The sequence below is a fragment of the Tenacibaculum xiamenense genome, assembly GCF_964513065.1.
Classification (GTDB): Bacteria; Bacteroidota; Bacteroidia; order Flavobacteriales; family Flavobacteriaceae; genus Polaribacter; species Polaribacter xiamenense.
On sequence record NZ_CAZEQU010000005.1, the window covers coordinates 156,901 to 181,782 of the forward strand.

The 24,882-nt window shown below is 33.3% G+C and carries 19 protein-coding genes; 15 read left to right on the forward strand and 4 right to left on the reverse strand.

Features of this window, described 5'->3' with window-relative positions; genetic code table 11:
* Positions 1-121 precede the first annotated feature (121 nt).
* From ACKTTV_RS01120 to ACKTTV_RS01160, 9 genes are all read left to right on the forward strand, one after another.
* Entirely contained in the window at positions 122-610 is a 489-nt protein-coding gene (locus ACKTTV_RS01120) for a hypothetical protein (protein WP_408028959.1), read from the forward strand.
* A gap of 19 nt (positions 611-629) precedes the next feature.
* On the forward strand, positions 630-1,490 hold the full coding sequence (locus ACKTTV_RS01125; RefSeq protein WP_408028960.1) for a DUF6734 family protein: 861 nt from the start codon (positions 630-632) through the stop codon (positions 1,488-1,490).
* Between the two features lie 47 nt (positions 1,491-1,537).
* A complete protein-coding gene (locus ACKTTV_RS01130) occupies positions 1,538-3,028 on the forward strand; it encodes an eCIS core domain-containing protein (protein ID WP_408028961.1) in 1,491 nt (496 codons plus the stop codon).
* 4 nt (positions 3,029-3,032) lie between these two features.
* Entirely contained in the window at positions 3,033-3,575 is a 543-nt protein-coding gene (locus ACKTTV_RS01135) for a hypothetical protein (protein ID WP_408028962.1), read from the forward strand.
* 3 nt (positions 3,576-3,578) lie between these two features.
* Positions 3,579-7,871, forward strand: a complete 4,293-nt coding sequence (locus ACKTTV_RS01140; RefSeq protein ID WP_408028963.1) for a phage tail protein — start codon at positions 3,579-3,581, stop codon at positions 7,869-7,871.
* Positions 7,864-9,291 (forward strand): leucine-rich repeat domain-containing protein, encoded by a 1,428-nt coding sequence (locus tag ACKTTV_RS01145; protein ID WP_408028964.1) that lies wholly within the window; start codon positions 7,864-7,866, stop codon positions 9,289-9,291. The genes ACKTTV_RS01140 and ACKTTV_RS01145 overlap by 8 nt, the downstream gene beginning before the upstream one ends.
* A 192-nt stretch (positions 9,292-9,483) precedes the next feature.
* Positions 9,484-10,323, forward strand: coding sequence for an N-acetylmuramidase domain-containing protein (locus ACKTTV_RS01150; protein WP_408028965.1), 840 nt, complete (start codon positions 9,484-9,486; stop codon positions 10,321-10,323).
* A gap of 111 nt (positions 10,324-10,434) precedes the next feature.
* On the forward strand, positions 10,435-11,253 hold the full coding sequence (locus tag ACKTTV_RS01155; RefSeq protein WP_408028966.1) for a peptidoglycan-binding protein: 819 nt from the start codon (positions 10,435-10,437) through the stop codon (positions 11,251-11,253).
* A 30-nt stretch (positions 11,254-11,283) separates the two neighbouring features.
* Positions 11,284-12,639 (forward strand): ATP-binding protein, encoded by a 1,356-nt coding sequence (locus tag ACKTTV_RS01160; RefSeq protein ID WP_408028967.1) that lies wholly within the window; start codon positions 11,284-11,286, stop codon positions 12,637-12,639.
* Between the two features lie 8 nt (positions 12,640-12,647).
* Here ACKTTV_RS01160 and ACKTTV_RS01165 read toward each other — a convergent pair whose 3' ends face one another.
* From ACKTTV_RS01165 to dnaE, 3 genes are all read right to left on the reverse strand, one after another.
* On the reverse strand, positions 12,648-13,277 hold the full coding sequence (locus tag ACKTTV_RS01165) for a hypothetical protein (RefSeq protein ID WP_408028968.1): 630 nt from the start codon (positions 13,275-13,277) through the stop codon (positions 12,648-12,650).
* Positions 13,278-13,502: 225 nt separating this feature from the next.
* Positions 13,503-13,856: a hypothetical protein gene (locus ACKTTV_RS01170; protein ID WP_408028969.1), complete on the reverse strand. Its 354-nt coding sequence runs from the start codon at positions 13,854-13,856 to the stop codon at positions 13,503-13,505.
* Between the two features lie 3 nt (positions 13,857-13,859).
* On the reverse strand, positions 13,860-18,194 hold the full coding sequence (dnaE, locus tag ACKTTV_RS01175; protein ID WP_408028970.1) for a DNA polymerase III subunit alpha: 4,335 nt from the start codon (positions 18,192-18,194) through the stop codon (positions 13,860-13,862).
* Between the two features lie 243 nt (positions 18,195-18,437).
* Between dnaE and ACKTTV_RS01180 the strand changes: the two genes are divergently transcribed.
* From ACKTTV_RS01180 to rimM, 4 genes are all read left to right on the forward strand, one after another.
* Positions 18,438-19,760, forward strand: a complete 1,323-nt coding sequence (locus tag ACKTTV_RS01180; protein WP_408028971.1) for a glycoside hydrolase family 71/99-like protein — start codon at positions 18,438-18,440, stop codon at positions 19,758-19,760.
* A gap of 120 nt (positions 19,761-19,880) precedes the next feature.
* Positions 19,881-20,072 (forward strand): cold-shock protein, encoded by a 192-nt coding sequence (locus tag ACKTTV_RS01185; RefSeq protein WP_408028972.1) that lies wholly within the window; start codon positions 19,881-19,883, stop codon positions 20,070-20,072.
* Positions 20,073-20,228: 156 nt separating this feature from the next.
* Positions 20,229-20,732, forward strand: coding sequence for a 30S ribosomal protein S16 (locus ACKTTV_RS01190; RefSeq protein WP_408028973.1), 504 nt, complete (start codon positions 20,229-20,231; stop codon positions 20,730-20,732).
* A gap of 17 nt (positions 20,733-20,749) precedes the next feature.
* Entirely contained in the window at positions 20,750-21,274 is a 525-nt protein-coding gene (gene rimM / locus ACKTTV_RS01195) for a ribosome maturation factor RimM (RefSeq protein WP_408029067.1), read from the forward strand.
* A gap of 41 nt (positions 21,275-21,315) precedes the next feature.
* On the opposite strand, the gene ACKTTV_RS01200 is transcribed toward rimM, so the two are convergent.
* Positions 21,316-21,498 carry a hypothetical protein gene (locus ACKTTV_RS01200; RefSeq protein WP_408028974.1) on the reverse strand — a complete coding sequence of 61 codons (183 nt, stop codon included), beginning with the start codon at positions 21,496-21,498 and terminating at the stop codon, positions 21,316-21,318.
* A 422-nt stretch (positions 21,499-21,920) separates the two neighbouring features.
* On the opposite strand from ACKTTV_RS01200, the gene ACKTTV_RS01205 reads away from it, so the two are divergent.
* The gene (locus tag ACKTTV_RS01205; RefSeq protein ID WP_408028975.1) at positions 21,921-22,511 is read left to right on the forward strand and encodes a PhnA domain-containing protein; all 591 of its coding nucleotides are present in this window, start codon (positions 21,921-21,923) and stop codon (positions 22,509-22,511) included.
* Positions 22,512-22,736: 225 nt separating this feature from the next.
* Positions 22,737-24,875, forward strand: coding sequence for a hypothetical protein (locus ACKTTV_RS01210; protein ID WP_408028976.1), 2,139 nt, complete (start codon positions 22,737-22,739; stop codon positions 24,873-24,875).
* Positions 24,876-24,882 lie beyond the last annotated feature (7 nt).

Genomic DNA, 24,882 nt, shown 5'->3' on the forward strand with positions numbered 1-24,882 from the left:
TTATAAACTGATAACTGATAACTGATAACTGATAATGAAGAATACTTATATAAATATTGACAATCGTTTGATTTTTAGGGAGCAAAAGCAGGTTCTAAGAAGCGTTTTTGATCAAATAGATATGAAAAAGATCGTATTTATAGGAGGAATAGCAGATTATATTAACCTGAGGAAACAGTACCATTTAATGGTCAATGATATTGATATAGCCTTCGAAAATGAAAATGATATAGCTCCTTTTCTTAATAATTATGGATATAAAAAATATAGGAATAGATTCTATAGCAGCGAAGAGAATGAGGTGATTGTGGTGAACATTCCAATAGGAGGTAAAAGTGTTCATTTTGATTTTTTTAAAAAAGGGTTTCGCCATTTAGAAGTAGAACATTCATATCTGTTGGGTGAAAAAGTAATGCATGCCGGCTTTAATCGAATGAGAAGATTCCACAATAGAGAAATAGGAAATCAAACTTCGACAATGCAGAGGGAACGATATGAATGGAAACGATTGTATAAGCACAGTATAAAAGCCTCTTTGTACAACGCAGTATATCATGATTTATTCACGAAAACGGAGAATGTTCCATTGAGATGTGCTTTAACAAGATAGTTAATTAAATATGTGAGAAATGAAACAGCAGCCTAAAATAATATACAGTCTTGATACCTATCCATTGATAAATAACCGATGGCATATGGGAAATCGATTAAAAGAAACTATCTATATGACGAGTTTGAGTGTATTGCAGAGCCATATGTGGTATCCAGAGATTGAATTGTTTGTTGATGAAACCGCTTATAAGTTTTTGTACATGCTGCCGTGTAAAGTAACATTGATTTCTCACGATTCGGATCCTGATTTATGGATGAAGGTAAAAATGGCTGCAATTGAGTGTCAGAATACTCCTTTTGTACATCTGGATACTGATGTTTTTTTGAGTAATAATATTGACTTTGATTTTTCTCAAATTATTATTGAGCGTCAGGAATTTAGTTACAAAGGACATTATAAACCTCAATTGAAGTTTTTCAATAAATATATGAAACATCTTAGTTTTTGGAATAATGATCTTGGAACATCATATAGTTGTGGAGTAGTTGGATTTCAAGATTTGGAACTTAGAGACAAGTATATTGAAAGTTATAATCAAGTTGAAGAACTGTTTAAATTATACAAGCAAAATTATCGGGCATTCAAACAAAATGGATATGAACCTTGCATTGTCATAGAACAATATACGCTCGCATGTTTACTAGATTATTTACAAGTTAAACCTAACCTTTTACTTAAAGGTAAAGATATGTACGAACAAGCAAAGAATGCAAAGAATATTGGATTTAGCCACTTGTTTGGAGTAAAAAAATACGAAGAGAATGTTAGTAATTTAATCGAAGAAAGGTTAGAAAAGATATTCCCGTATTGGTATCATCAAGTTAAAAATGAAGTGGATAAGTATAGTTATGATAATTCCATGGCATTATGCTTTTAGTGATTGAAGATGTAGTGAAAAGTAAAAACGAACCAAACTAGCTCAAAATGTTTTTAAAAGATAAAAAAACAAACGGACCTTCTACACCCAGTAAAAAGAAGTCGTCTTTTATTCAACCTAAGTTAAAAACTGGTAAGCCAGGAGATAAATATGAGGTTGAAGCAGATAAAATGGCAGACAAAGTAGTTAATAAACCCGATAGCTCCGATACCACTGTTTTCAAAAAAGAAGCTGAAGATGAGGTACAACAAAAACCATTAGCTTCGGAAGTAACTCCGTGGGTGCAAAAGAAAGAAATGGGAGAAGAGGAATCGGTTCAACAAAAAACTGAAGAGGAAGAGTCAGTTCAGAAAATGGAGGAGGAAGAAGCAGTTCAAAAACAAGAAGAGGAAGAGTCAGTTCAGAAAATGGAGGAGGAAGAAGCAGTTCAAAAACAAGAAGAAGAGGAGTCTGTTCAGAAAATGGAAGAGGATGAAGGAGTACAGCAACAAGAAGAGGAAGAAGTTCAAACGAAAAAAGCAGGAAATGCCGGAGTAGGAGCTATTGAAGGAAAATTGAAAAGAGGTACTGGAGGTTCAAAAATGGATGCAAGAACTAAACGTGAAATGGAGTCTGGGTTCGGAGCCGATTTTTCAAATGTAAAAATACATACTGATAGTGAGGCACAAAGAATGAGTGCCGATATAGGTGCACAAGCGTTTACTCATGGAAACGATATCTATTTCAATAAAGGGAAGTACAATCCAGGTACTACGGTGGGAAAACATTTGTTAGCGCATGAGTTAACGCATACCATTCAGCAAAAAGGAATGACCGAACTCCCTGTTCAAAGAAAATCGGTAGTCCCAGGTTCTGAAAACAAGGACAAAAACCAACTTAAAAAGTACAAGACAGCGTTTCCGTATTTCTACAAATACATGACAAGTCATTTTGGTGAGTATTTAACAGGAAGTGAAAAAATAAAGAAAGCGTTATTGAAAAACTCTGTAGGAATATTAACAGAAGAAAAGATAAAAGAAACTACGGATTTTGAGAAAGGGAATGGTCCTAAAATAGAACTTGTTGAATTCCCGAATCCTGACCAACATGGCGAATATTTTTATCAAGGAAACACGATCAAACTTGACTACCGATTGGTTGAGAAATATGAAGAAATTATGTCCAACCCAAAGTCAACTGCAGAACAAAAGAATGCAATTAGCATAAGCTTAAATCAAGTTCTTATCAATGAGTTTACACACTACGGAGATGCGCTTGACGATATAGATGCTATTAAAGATGATCAAGGAAACGTAGTCAATAATATGGAACCAGGAGAAGGTTTAGAAGGAAACTTTACCTCAAAGTATGACGAAGGAAACGAAGCTGTAGCAGAAATATTTGAGTTTTATGGAACCACAATGATTGAGGGGTTGCAAAATTATGCGGCACACGCCAAAGGAATTTATCTAGATCCTGACACTTTAAAGGAGATCGAAAAAGATCCTTCTTTGATTGATGAAAGTTTAATTCCGCCAATTCCTAAAATAGAAAAATAGAAAGATGTCAGATTCAGCTAAAACAAAATTTACTGCAACAATTATTGCCATTACTGGATTACTTACCGCTATAGGAGGAGTGATTACAGTATTGCATAATGTAGGTTTTTTAAATCTGAAAAAAGACAAAAAAGAAGAGTCGAAAATAGAAATAGAGATTCCTGAAAAGAAGAAGGTAATTGATGAAAAAGAAAAAGTAATAAAAACGATAGTTTCTGAGAAAAAGATAAAGAAAGAAGAACCTTTAGTCTTATCAGGATATTGGTGGAATAAAGACAATCGAAATGGTAAATACTATATTGAGTCCAACTCTAGTGGCAATATAAGTTTTACAGAATACTCTTTGATGTATGGACAATGGATTAGCACAGCCACTGGGACTGGCAGTGTTAAACAAAAAAATATTGACATTCCATACACAACTTATTTAGGAACTTCAGGGAAATTTACGGGTAAAGTCGTTGATAATGGTAAAGAAATTCATGGTTCAATTCATGATTTTAGCGCTGGGATGAAAGTAATACTCAATCTTATAAAAGAGGAATAAGAGATGTTTACAGCAAAGAAAAATATAGTAAAACCTTCACCAAATACTGGTTTGGCGAATTCGAATTTTATTCAGCCAAAAATGAAGGTGGTTAAATCTGATGATAAAAAAGAAGAGGCAACTCAAAAAGTTGAAAAAGCGAAAGAAAATACGCAAAATCAGAATACCTTTTTTGCTCCTAAAGTGCCAATAGATAAAAAGAATTCAGGGGATAAGTTACCTGAAAAAGAAGAAGGAAAGCAAAAAGAAAATCAAAAAAACGAAACAAAAAATAGTAGTTCAGAATTACCTGCAGTAGCGGCTCCAAAAAAAGGAGATACTCCTATTGCTGCTCCTAAGAAAGAAGCCTCTCCTAACAAGAATGAAGTAAAGAAAGACGCGAAAGATAATAAAGACAAAGAAACTCAAAAAGAGAAAAAAGAAGAGGTAGGGAAAGAAGAACAGCAAATACCAAAAGCACCAACAAGACCAGAAGATGATCCTGCTTTTCAAGAGCAAATTAAGCAAACTGAAAAAGTAAAAGAAGAAAAGTCACAACATCCTGAACCTGACACAAAGGTTTCAGAACAGAAAGAAGCTGGTCATGCTTCACCAGCAACCCAATCAAAGAAAAATGATCAAGCGGCTCACTCAGAAGCTATGAATTCTACTTCAGAAGCAGAGAAGAATCGCGAGCCATTTACGCCAGAAGGGTTTAAGAAAATGCTTCAAAAGAATTTAGATGATTTAGAAAAAGAGCTGCCCAAGAATTCTGATGAAGCCAAAAAATTCAGAGATGAGAAACCAATTAACAAGATTAAGGATAACATTTCAGGTCAGGTAACAGCTGAAAGTGATAAGTTAGCTGGTCCTATGAAGAGTGAGGCGGATAAACCAGCACCGGCAACTGGTCAACCAACTCAAGAAGCCAAGCCTTTACCTCCCGCAGCACCGGGGAAACCACCAGCGCCATTAAATTCAAAGGCAGCCATTCCAAAACCAAAAACTTCTCAGGAAATTTCCATGGAAAAAGAAAGTCAGTCTTTAGATGACTATATGGTGGAAAATGAGGTTACTGATGATCAATTGGCAAAATCAAATGAGCCTAAGTTTACAGGAGCTCTTGAAGAGAAAAATACTGCACAAAAAGAAGCGAAGTTAGCACCTGTTAAGTATCGTAAAAAAGAGCAGGCTCAATTAGCCGTGGCTAAAAAAGTAGCAACAGGAACGAGTAAGGACGGACTTGATCAAATGCAGGCGGCTAAGTTATTATCGGAGAACAATGTTTTAGCAAGCCAAGGAGAGAATAAAACTAGTGATAAAACAGAACAAGAAAAAATATATGCTGAATTTGAAAAGATTTATGAGGCGACGAAAAAAACAGTTACAGATAGCTTAGAAAAATTATCTGAAAGTGTTGATAAGAAGTTCAGTGAAGAAGCCGAGTCTGCTCAAAAGACGTTTGAGAAAAATGTTGAAGATGGATTGGGTGAAATTTATGGATGGACTGTAATAGATGACTGGCTTTTTGGAGAGGATACTGAGGCAATAGATAGATTGTTTAGAGTTGAAAAACGAAAGTTTGTGTCAACTATGAATAAAGTACTCGATGATATTTCAGTAATCATAGCTAATGGATTGAATGGAGCTTTAGACGCCATTGCAGAAGGAAAGAAAAAATCAAAAGAAAAGTTTGATAGCCTAGATGAGTCTCAGAAAAAACTGGCAGAAGATGCTTTCAATGATTTCAATGATCAATATGCCGATTTAGAAGATACTGTTTATGAAAAACAAGAGGAGTTAGCAGCGGATTTAGCACAATCATATAAAGAGAATGTAGATTCTCTTCAGGAGAAGTTTGATGAAATTAAAGAAAAAGTAAGTGCTGGTTGGATTGGAGCAGCATTTAACGCTTTGGCCGGAGTGATCAAAACTATTCTGAAGATAAAAGATATGTTAGTGAATCTATTGGCCGCTGCGGTTAGTGCTATTGGAGCTATTATATCAGATCCTATTGGATTCTTAAGTAATTTAATTAGTGGAGTAAAACAAGGTTTCTTAGACTTTGGAGCAAATATTAAACAACACATGATCAAGGGGCTAATCGAATGGTTAACTGGTTCACTTGGCAATGTAGGAATTACACTTCCAGATAACTTATTCAGTCTTTCAGGTATCTTTAGTTTGGTAACTCAAATGCTAGGACTTACTTGGGATTATTTCCGAAGCAAAGCCGTTAAGCTATTAGGAGAACCTGTTGTTGCTGGAATGGAAAAGGCTGTAGAAATTTTCCAAATAGTAAGAAAAGATGGAGTTGAAGGACTGTGGCAATATATCAAAGATCAGTTTAGTAACTTGAAGGAAATGGTAATGGATGCTATCCGAGATATGATCATTACCAAAGTCGTAGAGGCCGGTATTAAATGGATACTTGGATTGTTGAGTCCAGCAGGGGCTTTTGTAAAAGCAGCTATGATGATTATTGATATTGTGAAGTTCTTTGTTGAGCGCGCTGCACAAATATTTGAATTGGTAAATGCCTTTATTAATAGTATCAAAGCTCTAGCCGCTGGAAATGTAAAAGCCGTTGCCAAAGGAATTGAAACTGCATTAGCAAAAGCAATACCTGTATTAATAGGATTCTTAGCCTCTTTACTAGGAATCACAGGACTGACTTCTAAGATTCAAAAGATTATTAAAAAGGTTCGTAAGAAAATTGATAAGGCAATTAACAAGATTATTAAAAAAGCAAAAAAAGCGTTTAAGAAACTTGTTAAGAAAGGAAAGGCTAAGGTTAAGGGAGTTGCTAAGAAACTTTTGACATGGTGGAAATCTAAATTTGGTTTTAAAACAAAAGATGGTCATCAACATAATCTGTTATTAAAGGGAGGTCCCGATAACCCTAAAGTAATGGTGGCATCTAAATTAACAGATTATGAAATTTTCTTAACAAATGCACAAAATAAGTATAATGAACTAAAAAAAGAAAAATCTGATACACAAAGTGATGAAGGAGATAGGGATAAAATAATTTTAAGATTGTTAAACGAAGCAAGAACCAAGTACACAGAAATAAAAACGAAGATAAATAATTTAAGAAAACTCAAAAAAGATAAAACACAAGATAAAGATAAAATTGAGGCTTTACAAAAAGATCTAAGGGCTTTAAAAAAGGATACAAAAGCTTTAATGGATGCATTAATGTTAGAGCCTGGGAATGATGAAATCCCAGAAACAGCAAAAGTAAGTTACGGAACAAAATTTAAAGGTTTTGCGAGTTCAATGACGGTTAAACCATTAACTTTTAAAGGTCCTTCAGGCTCAGGTCCAAACCCGAATAGTGTAGGTAAGAAATGGAAGGATTTACTTTTAAGAAGAACAAGGACGAAGAAAAAAGGAAGTTATTATATTCTTGGGCATTTATTAAATGATAATCTTCATGGTCCTGGAGAAGGTAAAAATTTAACACCTTTAACAAGGGGAGCAAATAAAGATCATAGCGATAACTACGAAGAGAAAATAAAAAAGGCAGTATTCAAAGGAGCGGTTGTTTATTATAAAGTTACGGTTCAATATGGTATTTCAACCCCTACTGATGCCGATGTAGATGCTCAGACAAGTTGGTCCGATGATAAGAAAAACAAGGCTAAGAAAATTATAGCGGCAGAAAAAGAGGTGGTGCCTAAAACAATTACATTATGGGCATACAATACTGATAAAGACGGAAACGAGCTCGATACTACTGCGATGGGTGCACTACCACCGGAGAAAAAGTTAGCCAAAGTAACTGCTGAAACTGTTACAAATAATATTGAAAGTATAGGTGATTATGTTATTTCAGATGATAATGTTGATCAAATTGATGCTGCGCCAATTGATGACTTAGATGCAATGCTAGAAAATGGTGTAGATGCTAAGTTGGCGGAAGCTATTTATGAAGAAGTTGAAAGTAGAAAAGAAAGAGGACTGAATACTACAGAAACAGGACATTTAGGTAATATACCTTCTGTGTATGCATTGGCTTGGCAAAAAGCGTATAAAGAAGATATTAAACTTATTAAGTTAATACATGAGTTTGTTAAGAAAGAAGACGTATATTTAATTAAAGTTGGTTCACAAACTTTTAATAGAGATGATTTTAGATCTAACTGGTCAGATACGGATTGGAGTAGAGAATTCTATGAAAATAATAAAGAAAGTCCTGTTGTTTTAACTGTAAGAAAGGTAGGAAAAAAAGAAAAGATTGCTAGGTATCCAAGTTTTGATGAATTTTTCAGAAGTGGTGCATTAAGAAACAATATTTACAATAATGATTAATAATTATTTACTTATGTTAAGTGATAAACTTTTTAGTGAAAAATTGGATGAAATCAAAGAAGGACTGAACGAGGTAGATAAAACATCAGAAGATTATAAAACCTTTTTGGGAGATATTATGATGCTTGAAAGTTTTATTGAAGGTAATAGTTTTTTGCCTTTAGAAGAACTCATTTATCAAATTAACACAAAAAAGGAGCTAATTATTACTGGTAAATCTTTAAGTAGTGTTCTTTCTAAAATAAAGTACTATCGAAATGTGGATAGTGTTAAGTTTTTGAAAACTGATTTTGAAGTGATTCCTGAAGAATTGTGCTTATTACCAAAACTAAAATGCATTGAGTTTTTATTTGGAGTTTTGAAAGAAAGTATTCTTCCTGACAATCTTGATACTTCTATTCTTCAAACAATTCGTTTGGATAACAATCAAATACATGAGGTTTCTGAATCAATTATGAAGCTTTCTAATTTAAAAGAACTGTCTTTAAAAGAGAATCGAATAGAAAAAATTCCTGAGAAAATAAAAGGTATGGAAAATATACAACGTTTTTATTTAGAAGGGAATCCGTTAAAAAGTGTTAGTATAAATATCAATCAATTAACTTTTTGGGATTGGTTGGAAGGTAGTCAAGGAACAGCTCTAGAGACGGTATGTGAATTTTATTTACTATATAATAGTGTGGTTTATCCAAGAGAAAAAAACTTAGAGGAAGAATATAAAACTCAAAACTTTAAGGGAGTAAAGAAGAAGATAATGATAAAAAATCGCTTAGAAATAGATGAAAACTCTGTCCAGATACTATCTAATCTATCATATTTTGAAAAGGTCTCATCGATAGAAATTGTAGGAATAGATTTTAATGTTTTTTCTAATAAATTGCATCATGCAAAATGTTTGAGATCACTAATATTGAAGAGGTGCGGATTAAAAGAAATACCTTTAGAGTTAAAGAAATTAAAAAAAATTGAGTATTTGGAGATTTGCGAAGAAACTATTTTGGACACCAAAAATTTAAGCGTATTAAAAAAATTAAAATCTTTAAAATTGTATCAGTGCAATTTAAGTAATTTTCCTAAAGAAATTAGCTCGCTTTTGTATTTAGAGCATTGCGAACTAAATGATAATTTTATTCAAGAAATACCAAGAGGTATTTGGAAATCAAATAAAGCTTTAAAGTTTCTTAAGATTATTAATAACGAAATTGAAAAAATATATGATTTACCTCAGAATATTGAAGGGGTAGATTTTTCAGATAATCATTTAGTTGAATTTTGTGAAACAGAGATACCATCTAAAGAACAGTTAAAAAACATTCAATATATAATCTTAGAAAATAATATTTTTGATGAAAAGCCACAATATTTAAATTATTTTGAAAAAGGAATATTTCATTTAAAAGGGAATCCTTTTCTGAGTTAAATAATAGCAAAATAGTTTAAAAAAATATAGATATACTAAAAAAATAGAAAAGTATTTCTGTCTTTACTTAACAGGAATTCATAACGAAAAGATATTTCTAAAAGCAGTTCAGAGCCTAATAGTGATTTGTATGAATTATCTTAGATATTCAAAGAGAAAGAGTATTTTAAAATCCTAAAAAAACTACAAGACATGCGCATACTAAAATATCGATCACGAGGACCATCAGTTTATATTTTGGAAGAAATATTGGTCAAATTAGGTTATAAACTTAATGTTTCGGAATATTTTGGAAAAGACACGGATAAAGCAGTAAGAGAGTTTCAATTAAAAAACAACTTGGTCGTTGACGGTCTAGTGGGACCAAAAACTTGGTCTAAAGTTATTGAAAAAGAACAGTTATTACCGAAGTTTAATGACAAGTTTTTGTCGGAACAGGATTTAATAGATTTCGCCAGTGAGAATAATTTGGAGTTGGCTGTTGTTAAAGCGGTAAATGAAGTAGAAAGTAGGGGGAAAGGATTTTTCGTTTATGGAAAACCTGTTATTCTTTTCGAGGGGCATGTCTTTTGGAGACAACTAGAAAAAAGAGGTGTTTCACCTGAAAGCCTACTTAGTGAGGAAAGTAAAGATGTACTCTATAAAAAGTGGACGCGAAAATACTATATCGGAGGTGAAAAAGAATATTCTCGTTTAGAAAAAGCAGCAGAACTTTTAAATTCTGAAGATGTAAGAGAAGCAGCATATTGTTCGGCATCTTGGGGTGCTTTTCAAATCATGGGATACCATTATAAAAGTTTAGGATATGATTCTATAGACGATTTTGTTTCTAAGATGTATGACCATGAAAGAGAGCATTTAAAAGCCTTTGGTAAGTTTATTGGTGTCAACTATTTTAAAGGAAAGAAACTAATCGATTGGTTAAGAGATAAAAACTGGGCAAATTTTGCTCGTGCCTACAATGGACCAGGCTATAAAGAAAATAGGTATGATAGTAAATTACAAAATGCATATGAAAAGTATTTTCATTAATCTCGTCAAAACCACCAGGTAAGAACAGGTAAATCCCCTAGTCTTTGTAAGGAATAAACTAGTAACTTGCTTGTCTCATAAAGAAAACATTGAACTACAAACTAACTAATCATGAAAAAAACGGCATACAAAAAAGAACTAGTCCTAAAAGGAACTCAACAGAGAAATGGAGCAAACAATAGACGAAATGAAGTAATAAAAATTCAATCTTGGCTTACTTTATACGGAACTCAACACCCGACAAGTGGAACAGCTACTTCAATTGACGGCTCCTTTGGTCCAGCAACCGAAAGAGCTGTAAAGATTTTTCAAAATCACAATGGATTATTAGCTACAGGAATTGTAGATCAGGAGGTTTTTTCAGTCCTAACTCAAGGAATGGTCAATGCTTTTGAAACACCTTTGCAAGCGAATAATTTAAGAGATATGGTTTTGGAAGCTGCTCATTTACATTTAAATCAACAGCCTTTAGAATTACAAATTAATGGAGAGTGGAATAGTGGACCCTGGGTACGAAGTTATATGGATGGAAACGATGGAAGTATTTGGTTTTGGTGTATGGGATTTGTACAAACAATTATTGACCAAGCTGCTTCTGCATTGGGAAAGGATTTTACGAAGTTGATGCCATTAACCTATAGTTGTGATACTGTTGGTCAAAAAGGAGTTCAAGAAGGCTCTTTACATAGATATCAACAATTAAGAAAGAAACCTTCGTTTATGAAACCAGGAGATATTTTCTTAATTCAAAAATCAAAATTCGATTGGGTTCATACCGGAATTATCACAGAAATAGAAGGAGACACTATTCAAACAGTTGAAGGGAATACGAACCAAGCGGGATCAAGAAATGGCATTGCCGTGATGAAAAGGATACGCAATTTTCATAAATCGAAAATAGATGTATTCTCTATAGATTCGTTAGTTTAAATAAAAAATTACTAAAAGTTTAGTTGGCAAATGCAAGAGCATCTTACGATAATATCACCCAATAACATTAATGAAAAAGAAAATTACTTTTTTAATTTTTTATCAGAAGTAATAAAATACCGTCTTGATAAAGAGTTTGGAGAAGGGGGGGCTGAACAACCTATTTTTGAATATCGAAAAGGAGAAACTTACATTGATAAATTCATTATTGAGAATAATTTATCTCAAGAAGATACAGTTATTTTACTGTTAGCATTAATACCTCATATTTCACCAAACTTTATCAATGACATTATTGTTTCGTTTTTGCCAAATGGTGGCGAGTTTCCTGAGTTTGGAGGAGTAAAGGGAAAAAACCATAGAGGTATTTTACCAACCGTTGAAACGGCTTTATACATTTTGTATGGAAATAGTTTAAAGGATAGATTACAAGGAATTTCTTATGTTCTTAATGATTCTTTTGTTATCAATAATGGAATCGTAGATATTGAGAGAATTCCTTTAGGAGAGCCGGAAATGAGTGGTAAGCTTTTGATAGATGAAGAATATAAAAGTAAAATTTTATTAGGAGAAACAGTAAAACCAGAATTGAGTCCTTCGTTTCCTGCTAGTTTAATTGATACATCTCTTAGTTGGAATGACTTAGTTTTAAAATCATCAACACTACAAGAAGTTAAGGAGATAGAAGCTTGGTTGCAATGCAACGAAGTTCTCTTGAATCAATGGAATATGAAAGGTAAAATAAAACCAGGGTATCGTGTGTTGTTCTGGGGACCTCCAGGAACCGGTAAAACTTTAACAGCTGGTTTGCTCGGGAAGTATACTAAGAGAGATGTATATCGAGTAGATTTATCAATGGTAGTTTCTAAATACATTGGAGAAACAGAAAAAAATCTTTCAAAATTATTTGATAAAGCAGAGAATAAAGACTGGATTCTGTTTTTTGATGAAGCCGATGCTATTTTTGGAAAACGAACTAATGTAAGAGATGCACATGATAAATACGCAAACCAAGAAGTATCCTATCTTTTACAAAGAATTGAAGGACATGCTGGCTTGGTTATTTTAGCTTCGAATTTCAAAAACAATATTGATACTGCGTTTACTCGAAGGTTTAATAGCATTATAGAATTTGAAGCTCCGTCGTATGATGAAAGAATCAAGCTTTGGGAAAAGAGTTTACCAACAGGAATTGAAGTTGAAGAGTCTGTTTCTATTCCAGAATTAGCCAAGAAATACGGAATTACAGGCGCAAACATTATCAATATTGTACAATATGCTTGCCTAAAAACAATCCATGCAAGTCATGATAAAATTCAAAAAGAGTTCATTTTAGAAGGAATTAAAAGAGAGTATGGAAAAGAAGGGAAAACGATAAGGATATAAATTCAAAATTAGTTAAATTTTCTGCGATCTATAATGCTCTCTTTAGGTCTTTTACTTTCGTATAAGATTGGAATTGTTCCGTTCCTTAATTTACTATTGAGCTCTTTGAGAAATTTAGCATTTACAAGTTTGTTTAAAATTATACAGGTATCGGAATAGTATTTTTGATTTACTTCATAGTTGTATATTACGTTAAAAGAATTTGTTATTAAAGATGTTCCTGAAGCTCCATGAGAAAAACCATTATTCTCTGTAATGTTTTGAATTATGGCAGAGGTAGGAGTATCGTATTGAGAATAATCGGGTTCGGGAATATAATATATTGTAAAATATGTAATTAGCGATCCGAAGGATATTGTTAGTAAAACAAAAAATAGATTTTCAAAAATAATTTTTAAATCAAATCTTTTATAAAATGGGATAAACAATTTAGTAGGCTTTGACTTGTTTTCTGAAATTTGATCTTTGTGTTTCTTATTATATCTCAGATATTCTCTTATTTCCAACTCTTTTTTTGATAGAAATTTTTCAGACGTATGACGAGGTGAATTAGAGTTTATTATTTCTAATAGTTGATCATCTGTAAGTCTAGATAGTCTTTCTTTAACTTTTTTAAGTGATGTTTCTTTTGATTTCATAATTACAATTTTTAGCCACTCCTATATCCAGTAAAACTGAATAAATTGGAGGAATTTAAAAATGGTCTAATAAAGATTCATTTTTATCAATTAATCCTATTATATTTAAAAACAGATGATTTGCAATGTGGTTATAAGTATCTGATATTAAGGTTTTTTTTGTTGGATTGGCTGTTTTTTAATTTTAATTTTTTTTCATCGCATGATCGCCTATTAAACAAGCTTCTACGAAAACTGTTTCCTAAACCAAACCTTTTTCCAAATCCTTTTAAGGATTTCGAACGAGACTTTTTCGAAGTATTCAGTCATATTATTAGTGTTTGAGTAAGCTATTTTCTTTTCAGAAATATCAATCCTATATAATAGATTCAAATAGGTGTTGAAGTCCGTATTGATGAGGTTTTCTACAATTACAATTAGGTTTTCCTTTAGTTGAATAGGTGTTTGATCTTTTGAAAAAGTATAATCTAATCCAACTAAAGAAAAATCTTTGTTTAATTGTAATATAAGTTCTTGGTATAAGTCTTGCTCAGAAACAGTATTTAAAAGATCTAGACTGTTGTTAAATTCTGAGAGCATACTTTAATTTAGTTTATAATTAATGAATTGTTCATCTAAAGAAACAAGGAACTTATTAGAGATTTTCACTTTGGTGGTTCTACTCGGTAAACTGAGTTCTATTTTTTCCTCAGCATCCCAAATGGTAAAGTGTAAACTTTGTGAACCTTTATTTGTGGCAAATAAATGCTGTAAATCTTTTATGGTTTCTTCTTTAATTTCATTTAAAGGCATGGTGATGGTGATTTTCTTACAGAGCTTATCCATAATATCTTGAAGGAGTGTAAACTCCGTAAATGAAACTCTTGGATCTCCTTTTACACCTTCCTTGTTCGTCCATCCAGGCTTCACCATAGTTTTTACAAAAACAAAGGAGTTTGGTACTAAAAAGTGCTTGAATCGTAAGTATTCTTCTCCGAAAATTCTAAATTCAAAACTATCTCCGTAATCTTCCACTGTGAAGGCAGCCCATCCTTTACCCATTTTAGATACTCGATGCTGTACATCAGTAACAATACCAGCAAAGCTCAATGCCATACCTTCGTATTTCGCTAAATCTTTATAATGACTCAAAGAAGCATTACAGAACTTTAATTCATTCTTAAAGTCATCAAGAGGGTGCGCTGAAATATACATTCCAATAACCTCTTTTTCTTTGGCTAGAAGTTCCATAGTTCCCCAGGTATCACATAGAGGAATTGTAGGTTCAGGTAATTCTACTGCAGAGGCTTCCCCAAATAAAGAAACTTGAGAAGAGTTTTTATTTTCTTGATATTTATTACCAAATCGCAATGCTTTTTCTAAAAAGGTCTGATTTTTCTCATCTAAAGCAAAATATTGTGCTCTATGTGCACTGGTAAACGAATCAAAACCTCCAGCTAAAATAAGTCCTTCAAAAGCCTTTTTATTCGCAACCCTTAAATCTACTCTTTTGGAAACATCAAAGATAGAAGTGAAATTTCCATTTTCTTTACGTTCATCAATAATCGCCTTAACAGCCGATCCTCCAACACCTTTAATTGCTGCCATTCCAAAACGTACAGCTCCTTCGTTGTTTACTGAGAATTTAGAAAAAGATTCATTCACGTCAGGACCTAATACTTCAAGTCCCATTCGTTTACATTCTTCCATAAAGAACGAAACTTGCTTAATATCGTTCATGTTATTGGATAGAACTGCAGCCATATATTCTGCAGGATAATGAGCTTTTAAATAAGCTGTTTGATAGGCAACCCAAGCATAACAAGTAGAGTGGGATTTGTTGAATGCATATGAAGCAAATGCTTCCCAGTCTTTCCAGATTTTTTCAAGCTTCGTTTCATCATGACCATTTGCGGCTGCTTGCTCTACAAACTTAGGCTTCATTTTTTCAAGAACCGCAATTTGCTTTTTACCCATTGCCTTACGAAGTACATCGGCCTCACCTTTGGTAAAGTCGGCTAGCTTTTGGGACAAAAGCATTACTTGCTCCTGATAAACCGTAATACCATAGGTTTCTGCTAAGTATTCTTCCATAGCAGGAAGATCATATTCAATAGGTTCATCACCATGTTTCCTTCTAATAAAGGAAGGGATATATTCTAATGGACCTGGACGGTATAATGCGTTCATGGCAATTAGATCAGCGAAAACGGTAGGTTTTAATTCACGCATGTATTTCTGCATTCCAGGAGATTCATATTGGAATATCCCAACGGTTTCTCCTCTTTGGAAAAGTTCATACGTTTTTACATCATCAATCGGGAAACTTTCTGGGTCGAGATCCACATCATGACGCGCTTTTACAATTTTTACAGTATCCTTAATCAGGGTTAGTGTTTTTAACCCCAAGAAATCCATTTTAAGTAATCCAGCACTCTCTACTACGGAGTTATCGAACTGGGTTACATACATGTCAGAGTCCTTCGCTACCGAAACCGGTACGAAGTTGGTAATATCATCAGGTGTAATAATTACCCCACAAGCATGAATTCCTGTATTTCGAACTGATCCTTCAAGAATAACTGCTTGACTAATGGTTTCAGATTCTAAACCATTTCCTTGAGCAATATTTCGAAGTTCTTCTACACTTTCTTTCTCTTCCGAGCGAAGCCCTGCTATTTTCCCTTTACTCTTTTCATCATCACCAAAAATGTTTTTCAGCTTTACCCCAGGGATCAATTTAGATATTCGGTCTGCTTCGAAAAGGGGTAAATCTAAAACACGAGCGGTATCACGAATTGACGATTTCGCAGCCATCGTACCATAAGTGATAATCTGAGCTACCTGATTCGCACCATATTTATCAATTACATAATCCATTACACGTCCTCTACCTTCATCATCAAAATCGATATCGATATCGGGCATCGATACACGCTCAGGATTTAAGAAACGCTCAAAAAGTAAGTCGTACTTAATTGGGTCAATGTTTGTAATGGTTAAACAGTAAGCTACAGCAGATCCAGCGGCCGAACCACGACCAGGTCCAACGGATACTCCCATTTCTCGAGCAGCTTTAATGAAATCTTGTACAATCAAGAAATACCCTGGATATCCAGTATTTGCAATTACATCAAGTTCAAAGTCTAAACGTTCTCTAATGCTATCAGTAATTTCCTCATATCTTTCTTCAGCGCCTTCATAAGTTAAGGCTCTTAAATAATTGTTTTCTCCCCTTTTACCTCCATCTTCTTTATCGGCTTCATCCTGATACTGTTCAGGAATGTCGAATGCAGGTAATAATACATCTCTTGCTAAGGTATATTCTTCTACTTTGTCTACAATTTCCTGAATATTAATAATAGCATCAGGAATATCAGCAAAGAGTTTTTTCATCTCTTCAGATGACTTGAAGTAATATTCTTCGTTAGGTAAACCATAACGATATCCTCGCCCTCTACCTTTAGGAGTAGCTTGTTTTTCTCCATCTTTTACACATAATAAAATATCATGTGCATTGGCGTCTTCTTTGTCTAAATAATAGGTGTTGTTAGTCGCTATAATTTTTACATTGTGCTCTTTGGCAAATTTTAGAAGCGTCGCATTTACAGCATCTTCATCTTCTTGTCCATGGCGCATCAATTCAATATAAAGATCGTCACCGAAATGTTCTTTCCACCAAAGTAAAGCGTCCTCGGCTTGTTTTTCACCAACATTTAAAATTTTACCTGGAACTTCTCCGTACAAGTTACCCGTTAAAACAATAATATCTTCTTTGTATTGTTTTATAACTTCTTTATCTATCCTTGGAACATAATAGAAACCATCAACATAGGCAATAGAGGCCATTTTGGCCAAATTATGATATCCTTTTTTATTCTTAGCAAGAAGTACTACCTGATAACCATTATCTTTCTTAGACTTATCAGCATGATTTTCACAAACAAAAAATTCACATCCGACAATTGGTTTAATAGGAGTTTCGGCAGATTTGTTATATCCTAAAACTTCCTTAACAAAGTGAAAGGCAGCCATCATATTTCCACTATCAGTAAGAGCCACTGCGGACATTCCATCTTTTGCCGCAGCCTTTACAATACTACCAATTTGAATGGTTGATTGTAAAACTGAATATTGAGTATGATTGTGTAAATGAGCAAACTTTACGTTTTCTAATTTGGCTAAACCTTCAGAGGTACTATGTGTTGATAAATCACTCGTTTCAGAAGATTTTCTTTTACGAATTTTATCACTCTCCTTTTTTAAGTTTAAGTGCTTTAACCCAATTACCTTAATAGGCATTGGATTGCTTTCTGAATATTTATCAAAATAATCTTCAGGTACATCTAATTGTTCCTGAGTATATTGACGAAGTCTAATTAATTCGAGAAAACAACGTGTAGTTGCCTCAACATCGGCGGTGGCGTTATGAGCTTCACCAAAGCCTACACCAAAAAGGAAATTATGTAATTCAGTTAGGGTTGGTAGTTTAAATTTACCACCTCTACCTCCAGGAATTTTACAAAGCTCAGCAGTATGCTCGGTACATGTATCTAATACAGGAAGCTCTGTAAGATTATTTTCGACACCTAAACGATGGAATTCGCATCCCATAATATTCACATCGAAACCTACATTCTGACCTACAATAAACTTGGTTTTTTTTAACGCTTCATTAAATAAATCAAGACCTTCAGAAAGTGTAATACCTTGTTCATCTGCTAAATCTGTTGATATTCCATGAATACGTTCAGCATCGAAAGGAATGTTAAAACCGTCAGGTTGAATTAGAAAATCGTTGTGTTCAACTAAATTCCCCATTTCATCATGTAATTGCCAGGCAATTTGAATGGCTCTAGGCCAGTTGTCGGTATCAGTAATTGGTGCATTCCAACTCTTTGGTAATCCAGTTGTTTCCGTATCAAAAATTAAGTACATTCTCCTTTTTTTTCTGTTTGAAGCTTTATCCCAAGTAAGCATGTAAAAATACGAAGAATTTATGGTTCATTTGAGAGTTATATGATCAGTTTATTAACAGTGTTATTCTTTTTTTAAGAGAGACATTTCATCTATACTTTTTGTTGTTTAGTAGTTGGTTTTTAATTGTTTAAAGATTTTTTTTACTTGCGTTTGATATAAGTTTTTAAATTAGATTGTTTTTAACCTTAACCCCCCCAAGAAATGAAAGGAGCTAGTTCTAAGCTACTTCTACTATTGCTGTTATGCATTAGTATAAGTTGTTCTGATGATGTGTCAACGGAACAAATCGATCAACAGTCAGATATCGAAGATATCGAAAACCTCTACAAAGAATTATTAGAATCCCCAAACGAATTTACTTCAACAGATGCCGTCAAGAGAAATCCCAAAAAGCTATATGTTCATTACATGCCTTGGTTTCACAGTAAGGAGTATGATGGTTATTGGGGACAACATTGGACAATGACCAACAAAAATCCTGATAACTTTGATGAGTTGGGAAATAGAGAAATTGCAGCTCATTATTATCCCTTAATAGGTCCATATTCTTCTCAAGATCCAGACCTGCAAAAATACCACCTACTACTAATGAAATTATCTGGAATTGATGGAGTCATTTTTGATTGGTATGGAAGCCGTGATATTAATGATTATCTGTCAATTAAAGAAAATACTGAATCCTTTATTGAAGAAATAGAGGAAGTTGGATTGGAGTTTGCAATTATGTATGAAGATCGTGTTGCTGAATACACGATGGCCAGAGTACCTGATGCAAAAAATAGAACAGCGGCAGGAATGGAAGCTGTTATAAACGATATTAAGTATATTGAAAATACATACTTCACAAGCGAAAATTACATTAGGCATAATGGAGCTGAAATGTTATTTGTTTTTGGACCTCATTTTATGGTTACTTCAGAACAATGGAATGAAGTTTTTTCTAGTATTAATAGTAATCCAGAAGTTTTTTCACTTTGGAAAGCTAGTGATCGTGTGGGAAAAATGTCAGGAGGAGAATTTAGCTGGGTAGATAAGAATCATATGGAAACATTAACGGATTATTATAACTATGCTAGAGAAAATGGATTGACAACAATAGGTGGAGTATATCCCGGTTTTGATGACTTTTATGTAGAAGGTGGCTGGAGAGAACCTGGTGAGAACGATTGGAGAATTCCTCATAATAATGGAGAAACGCTTTCAGAAACCTTAAATCTTATGGATACAGAACCTGTTGAGTTTATTCAGTTGATTACTTGGAATGACTTTGGAGAAGGAACCATGTTGGAACCTACTCGAGAATTTGGTTTTAATTATTTAAAAGAATTACAGGCCTATACTGGAGTTGGTTTTTCGGAAGAAACGTTGAAGTTACCTTATCAATTGTATCAATTAAAAAAGAAGTACAAAAGTCACAGAAGATTGAACCGAGTATTAGATGGGGTTTATAAGTTTGTCTTTAAATTAAGAACAAAAAAAGCGAATAGATTACTAAAGCTTATTCAGAGAAGATTTCCTGTATAAATGAAAAAATATGTTCGAGTTTATTATGTTGAAAATTAATCGATTAAAAATAAATGAGAAAAATTTAATATGACTCAATAATTAAGCGTACATTGCCGGTTTAATTTTAATACATTTATAATGAAAGAAGGAACGGTAAAGTTCTTTAATGAATCTAAAGGTTTTGGATTCATCATTGAGTCAGGATCAAACAAGGAGCATTTTGTGCATGTGTCTGGATTAATCGACGAAGTTCGTGAAGGAGATACAGTTGAGTTTGAACTTAAAGAAGGAAAAAAAGGATTAAACGCTGTTAGCGTTAGAGTAATTTAAGATATAAATACTTTTAATTTTTTTAAGCACCTGTTTTACAGGTGCTTTTTTCTTTTAAAAAAGAATGTTTTACAGGTTATTAAGTTAAAAATATTTTATAAATTTGCCCACTTAAAAATTAATAATCAAGGTACGTGTACCTTAAAAATTAAAATTATGCCTGTAAAAATTAGATTACAAAGACACGGTAAAAAAGGAAAACCATTTTATTGGGTAGTAGCTGCTGATTCAAGAGCTAAAAGAGACGGACGTTTCTTAGAAAAGATTGGTACTTACAATCCTAACACTAACCCTGCAACTATTAATTTAGATGTGGATAGCGCTGTAAAATGGTTACAGAATGGAGCACAACCAACTGATACTGCGAGAGCAATTTTATCATACAAAGGTGCTTTGTTAAAAAATCACTTAGCTGGTGGGGTAAGAAAAGGTGCCTTAACAGAAGAGCAAGCGGAAGCAAAGTTTAATGCTTGGTTAGATGAGAAAGCTGGTAAAGTAGCTGGTAAAACTGAAGGTTTAGCGAAAGCTAAAGAAGAGGCTAAAGCAAAAGCTTTAGAGGCTGAAAAAGCAACTAATGAAGCACGTATCGCAGCAAAGGCTCCTGTAGCTGATGATGAAGATGCAGCTGGAGAGAATGCTAGTTCTGATAGTGAAGAATAAAAATTCTTAGTACGATGATGCACAAAGACAACTGCTTTTATCTTGGCAGAATCGTAAAAAAACATAGTTTTAAAGGTGAAGTGGTAATCAAATTAGATACCGATGAACCTGAACTTTATGGAAATTTGGAATCAGTTTTTGTCGATTTAGGCAATAATCTGGTTCCTTTTTTTATTGAAAAATCATCTTTAAGTAAAGGAACAATGCTCCGACTAAAGTTTGAAGGTGTTGATAGTGAAGAGGATGCTGAAGCTATTCTAAGATCAGGTATTTATTTACCTATAGATTTACTTCCAAAACTCACAGGAGATAAGTTTTACTATCATGAAGTTATAGGCTTTGACATAAAAGATAGTTCTTTTGGAACTGTAGGCGTTATTAAAGAAATCAATGATTCATCTGCTCAGCCTCTTTTCGTGGTAGATAGAGAGGGAAAAGAGATTTTTATACCGATGATTGATGATTTTATCAAGAAAGTAGATCGCGAAAATAAGACAATTGAAGTTGTCACTCCTGAAGGATTAATCGATTTGTATTTATAATTTTTAGGAAGAAATTTAAGGGGAAAAAAGAAGAAACGAACTTAAATTTTTTTAAGTCTAATTACATCAGTAATTTGATAACTGACTCCGTTAAAGTTTTTCTTAATTAAAACGTTTTCTAGCCAGTACATTGATCCTCTATAAAATAAAGGAAGCACTAAGAATTTTTCTCGTTTTGTTTTACTAATACGTGAGTCTTTCTGTTTAGATAATGGTAGTCTCATTTGGTTTGTAGTTGGTTTATATTGCTAATATTTCACTAAGGGGTAGTACTACAAAAGTATATTATTTAGAACGTTTTTTAAAATAGAAAATTTAAAAAAGGATAATTTTTTTCAACGATAATTGTCAATAAAGTTTAAACTGTTTTTAATCTTGTTGATACATAGGTGTTTATTGTTGTTTAAATCCTGTTGTTAATTGTAGTTTTTTTCAAAACAATTGTGCTTAGGTGTTGGATTGTAGTAGAGAATTCCCATTTAGAATGAATGATTCTTTTGATTTTCCATTTTTTTGAATTGTCTCTTAATTCATTTGTTTTTTATCATATTATATGACAATAACAACTTTGTTTTCCTTTGAATAAATAAAAATTATTGAAGTCATATTAAAAATGTACTTTTGCCTGATTAATTTAACGGATATCATGAGTTTATTACAAGAATTACAGGCAAGGAGTGGACATCAATGTGAATTATGTGGTTCAAAAGAGAATCTAAGTATTTACGAGGTACCTCCTATTTCTACAGGAGGAGTTGATGGAAGCTTATTGGGGTGTAATACTTGTATTGATCAAATAAATAATCCTGAATCTGTTAGTTCCAATCATTGGCGATGTTTAAATGATAGCATGTGGAGTGAATTTAGAGCTGTAAAAGTTGTCGCTTGGAGAATGTTACACAGATTAAAAAAGGATGGTTGGTCTCAAGATTTACTGGATATGATGTATTTAGATGATGAAGAGTTGCGTTTTGCAGAGGCTTCTGGAGATCATTTGGATGAAAGCGAAAAAGTAATCCATAAAGATGTCAATGGAACTGTTTTACAAGCAGGAGACAATGTTGTTTTGATAAAAGATTTAAAAGTGAAAGGCTCAAGTATGGTTGCAAAACAAGGAACTGCTGTAAGAAGAATTTCTTTAGACCCAGAAAATCCTAAATACATAGAAGGAAAAGTTGGAGGAACGCAGATCGTAATTATTACAGATTATGTTAAGAGAATGGCTGAAAAAGAGTAGTTTTGCAAATGAAGAAGAAAATAACTAATTATAGAGATAATTTGCTGTTAGAGAATGTTTTGTTTTTTTACTATTTTCTGACTATACATGCTACGAGAAGTTGAAAAGAGATAAAATAATGTTTTGAAAAGGAATTTAATAAATTCTTGAAAGGAATAATTGCTAGATTCAAAAATTGTATTGCACATAGACAACACTGAAGTTTAAAAATAAATCATAATTAATATGAAGAAGTCAATATTGGCTATGACCTTTTTAGGTCTGGCTGCATTTGCTAATGCGCAAGTAATAACTGAAAAAGATGGAAAGGTTGGAATTGGAACACCAACCCCCGCAACAAAATTGCATATTCAGTCAAGCTCCAACTCCGAGACTTTTAACACCTATTTTACAGGTAATAATTTACATTTTAGTAGGAGCACAGGAGGGAGTTCTTATTTAGATAAAACAGACTCTGGCCATCTTATTCTAAGATTTGGATTACCTGTTACAAATCGTTTTATTTTTAAAAATGATGGAAGTTTTGGTATAGGAACGACTACACCTTCAGAAAAATTGGAAATTTATGATTCAGCCACAGCTCCTGGAGCAATTTCTTTAAAAAGTTTAAGAAATGACGCTGGGTTTGTAGATGTAGGTAGGATATCAGCTAAGCAAGGTAGTACAGAGGTTTCAAGAATTGGAATGCCTAGAGCTGGAGGAACCTATACTGGTTATTTAACTTTTTGGACAAAGAAGAGTAATGAGACTGCATTAAAAGAGAGTGTAAGAATAGACCAAGGAGGTAATGTTGGTATCGGTAATACAAACCCAGTAGCGAGATTACATGTTGTTAATAATATTACTGGAGAAGGAGACTCAAAAGTAAATATGAGTAAAAACTCTGTATTAACATTAAAACCACATGCTACGAATTCAACAAATATGCAATTTGCACAGGTTAATAATGGAAATGGTATGGGGATTCAGGTTACGAATTCTGGAAATACTGCAAATTGGGATATTACTTTAAATCCATTCGGAGGTAAAGTCGGTGTTGGTACAACAAAACCAAGATCGAGACTGGATTTAGGAGGAAGTGTAGGTGCTGAAAAAGGATTAAGAGTAGGAGATTATATTGAGATAAACGAACGTGAAACAATTAACAATGCGGGAGTTATTGGGTTTAATGCTACTATTGATAAAGCGGATGTAAGTAAATTTAAACCTTCCTGGGCGGGCGCTTCAAATGCTTCGGGTATGGTTATGACAATGGAATCAGGAGGAAGAAGTGACTTGAATTTTTATGGATATCAATGGGGGACTAATGCTACCCCTCGTTCTCTCAATGAATTCACAAAGGTATTCCACTTAGGAACAGATGGTGATGTAGGTGTCGGTTTAACAGAACCAAATGGAAGATTAGAGGTTAGAGGTAGTTCCGCTGTCTACAGTGATTTTGCTGGTTATTCAGGAGTTACAAACAATGCAACCTCTCCAAATAATAAAAGGGCTACTTTTATTATAAGTGAAACAGCAACTGGAAATTATATGCCAGGTAATGGAGGTCAAGTTACCTACAAAGGAGGTTTAGTTTTTGGAAAAGGAGGCGCGGGTATTTACTCTATAAACCCAAACCCGGCTGGAAGTGGATATTATGGTGAGCTTCGTTTTCATACAACATCTTGGAATTCATCTGATAGGCAATTTTATAATGCAGATAGAATGGTTATAAAATTGAACGGACGTATTGGTATGGGGACTTCAAATCCTAATAATCAACTTCATGTAGTTGGTGAATCGGGTATAAGAGTATCAGGTAAGGGAATAAATCAAATATTTATTGAAGGTGAAAGGCAACAGTATGGGACCAATTTTAGATTATATGATAATCAAAATATAGTTTATTATGACTCTCGATCAAGTATGACTTTCAGAGCGAATCAATTAGGGGGTAATAATGGTACTATTAACCTAATGGGAGGTAATGTGGGAATTGGAACAATAACTCCAGATGCAAAATTATCAGTCAACGGATTGATTCATACAAAAGAAGTTAAGGTAGATTTGATAGGATGGCCCGATTACGTTTTTGAGGATGCTTACGAATTAAGAAGTTTAGAAGAAGTTGAAACACATATTACTGAAAAGGGACATTTACCAAACATTCCTTCCGCAAAAGAAGTGGAGAAAGTAGGTGGGATTCATTTGGGAGAAATGAACAAAAAACTTTTAGAAAAAGTTGAGGAGTTAACATTGTATACAATTCAACAAGAAAAGCAGTTGAAAAAGCAATCTAAAGAAATAGAAAAACTAAAAAGTCAAAATTCTAAGTTATTAGAATTGGCTAAAGAGATAGAAATTATCAAACAAAAATTAAAATAAAGAAGAG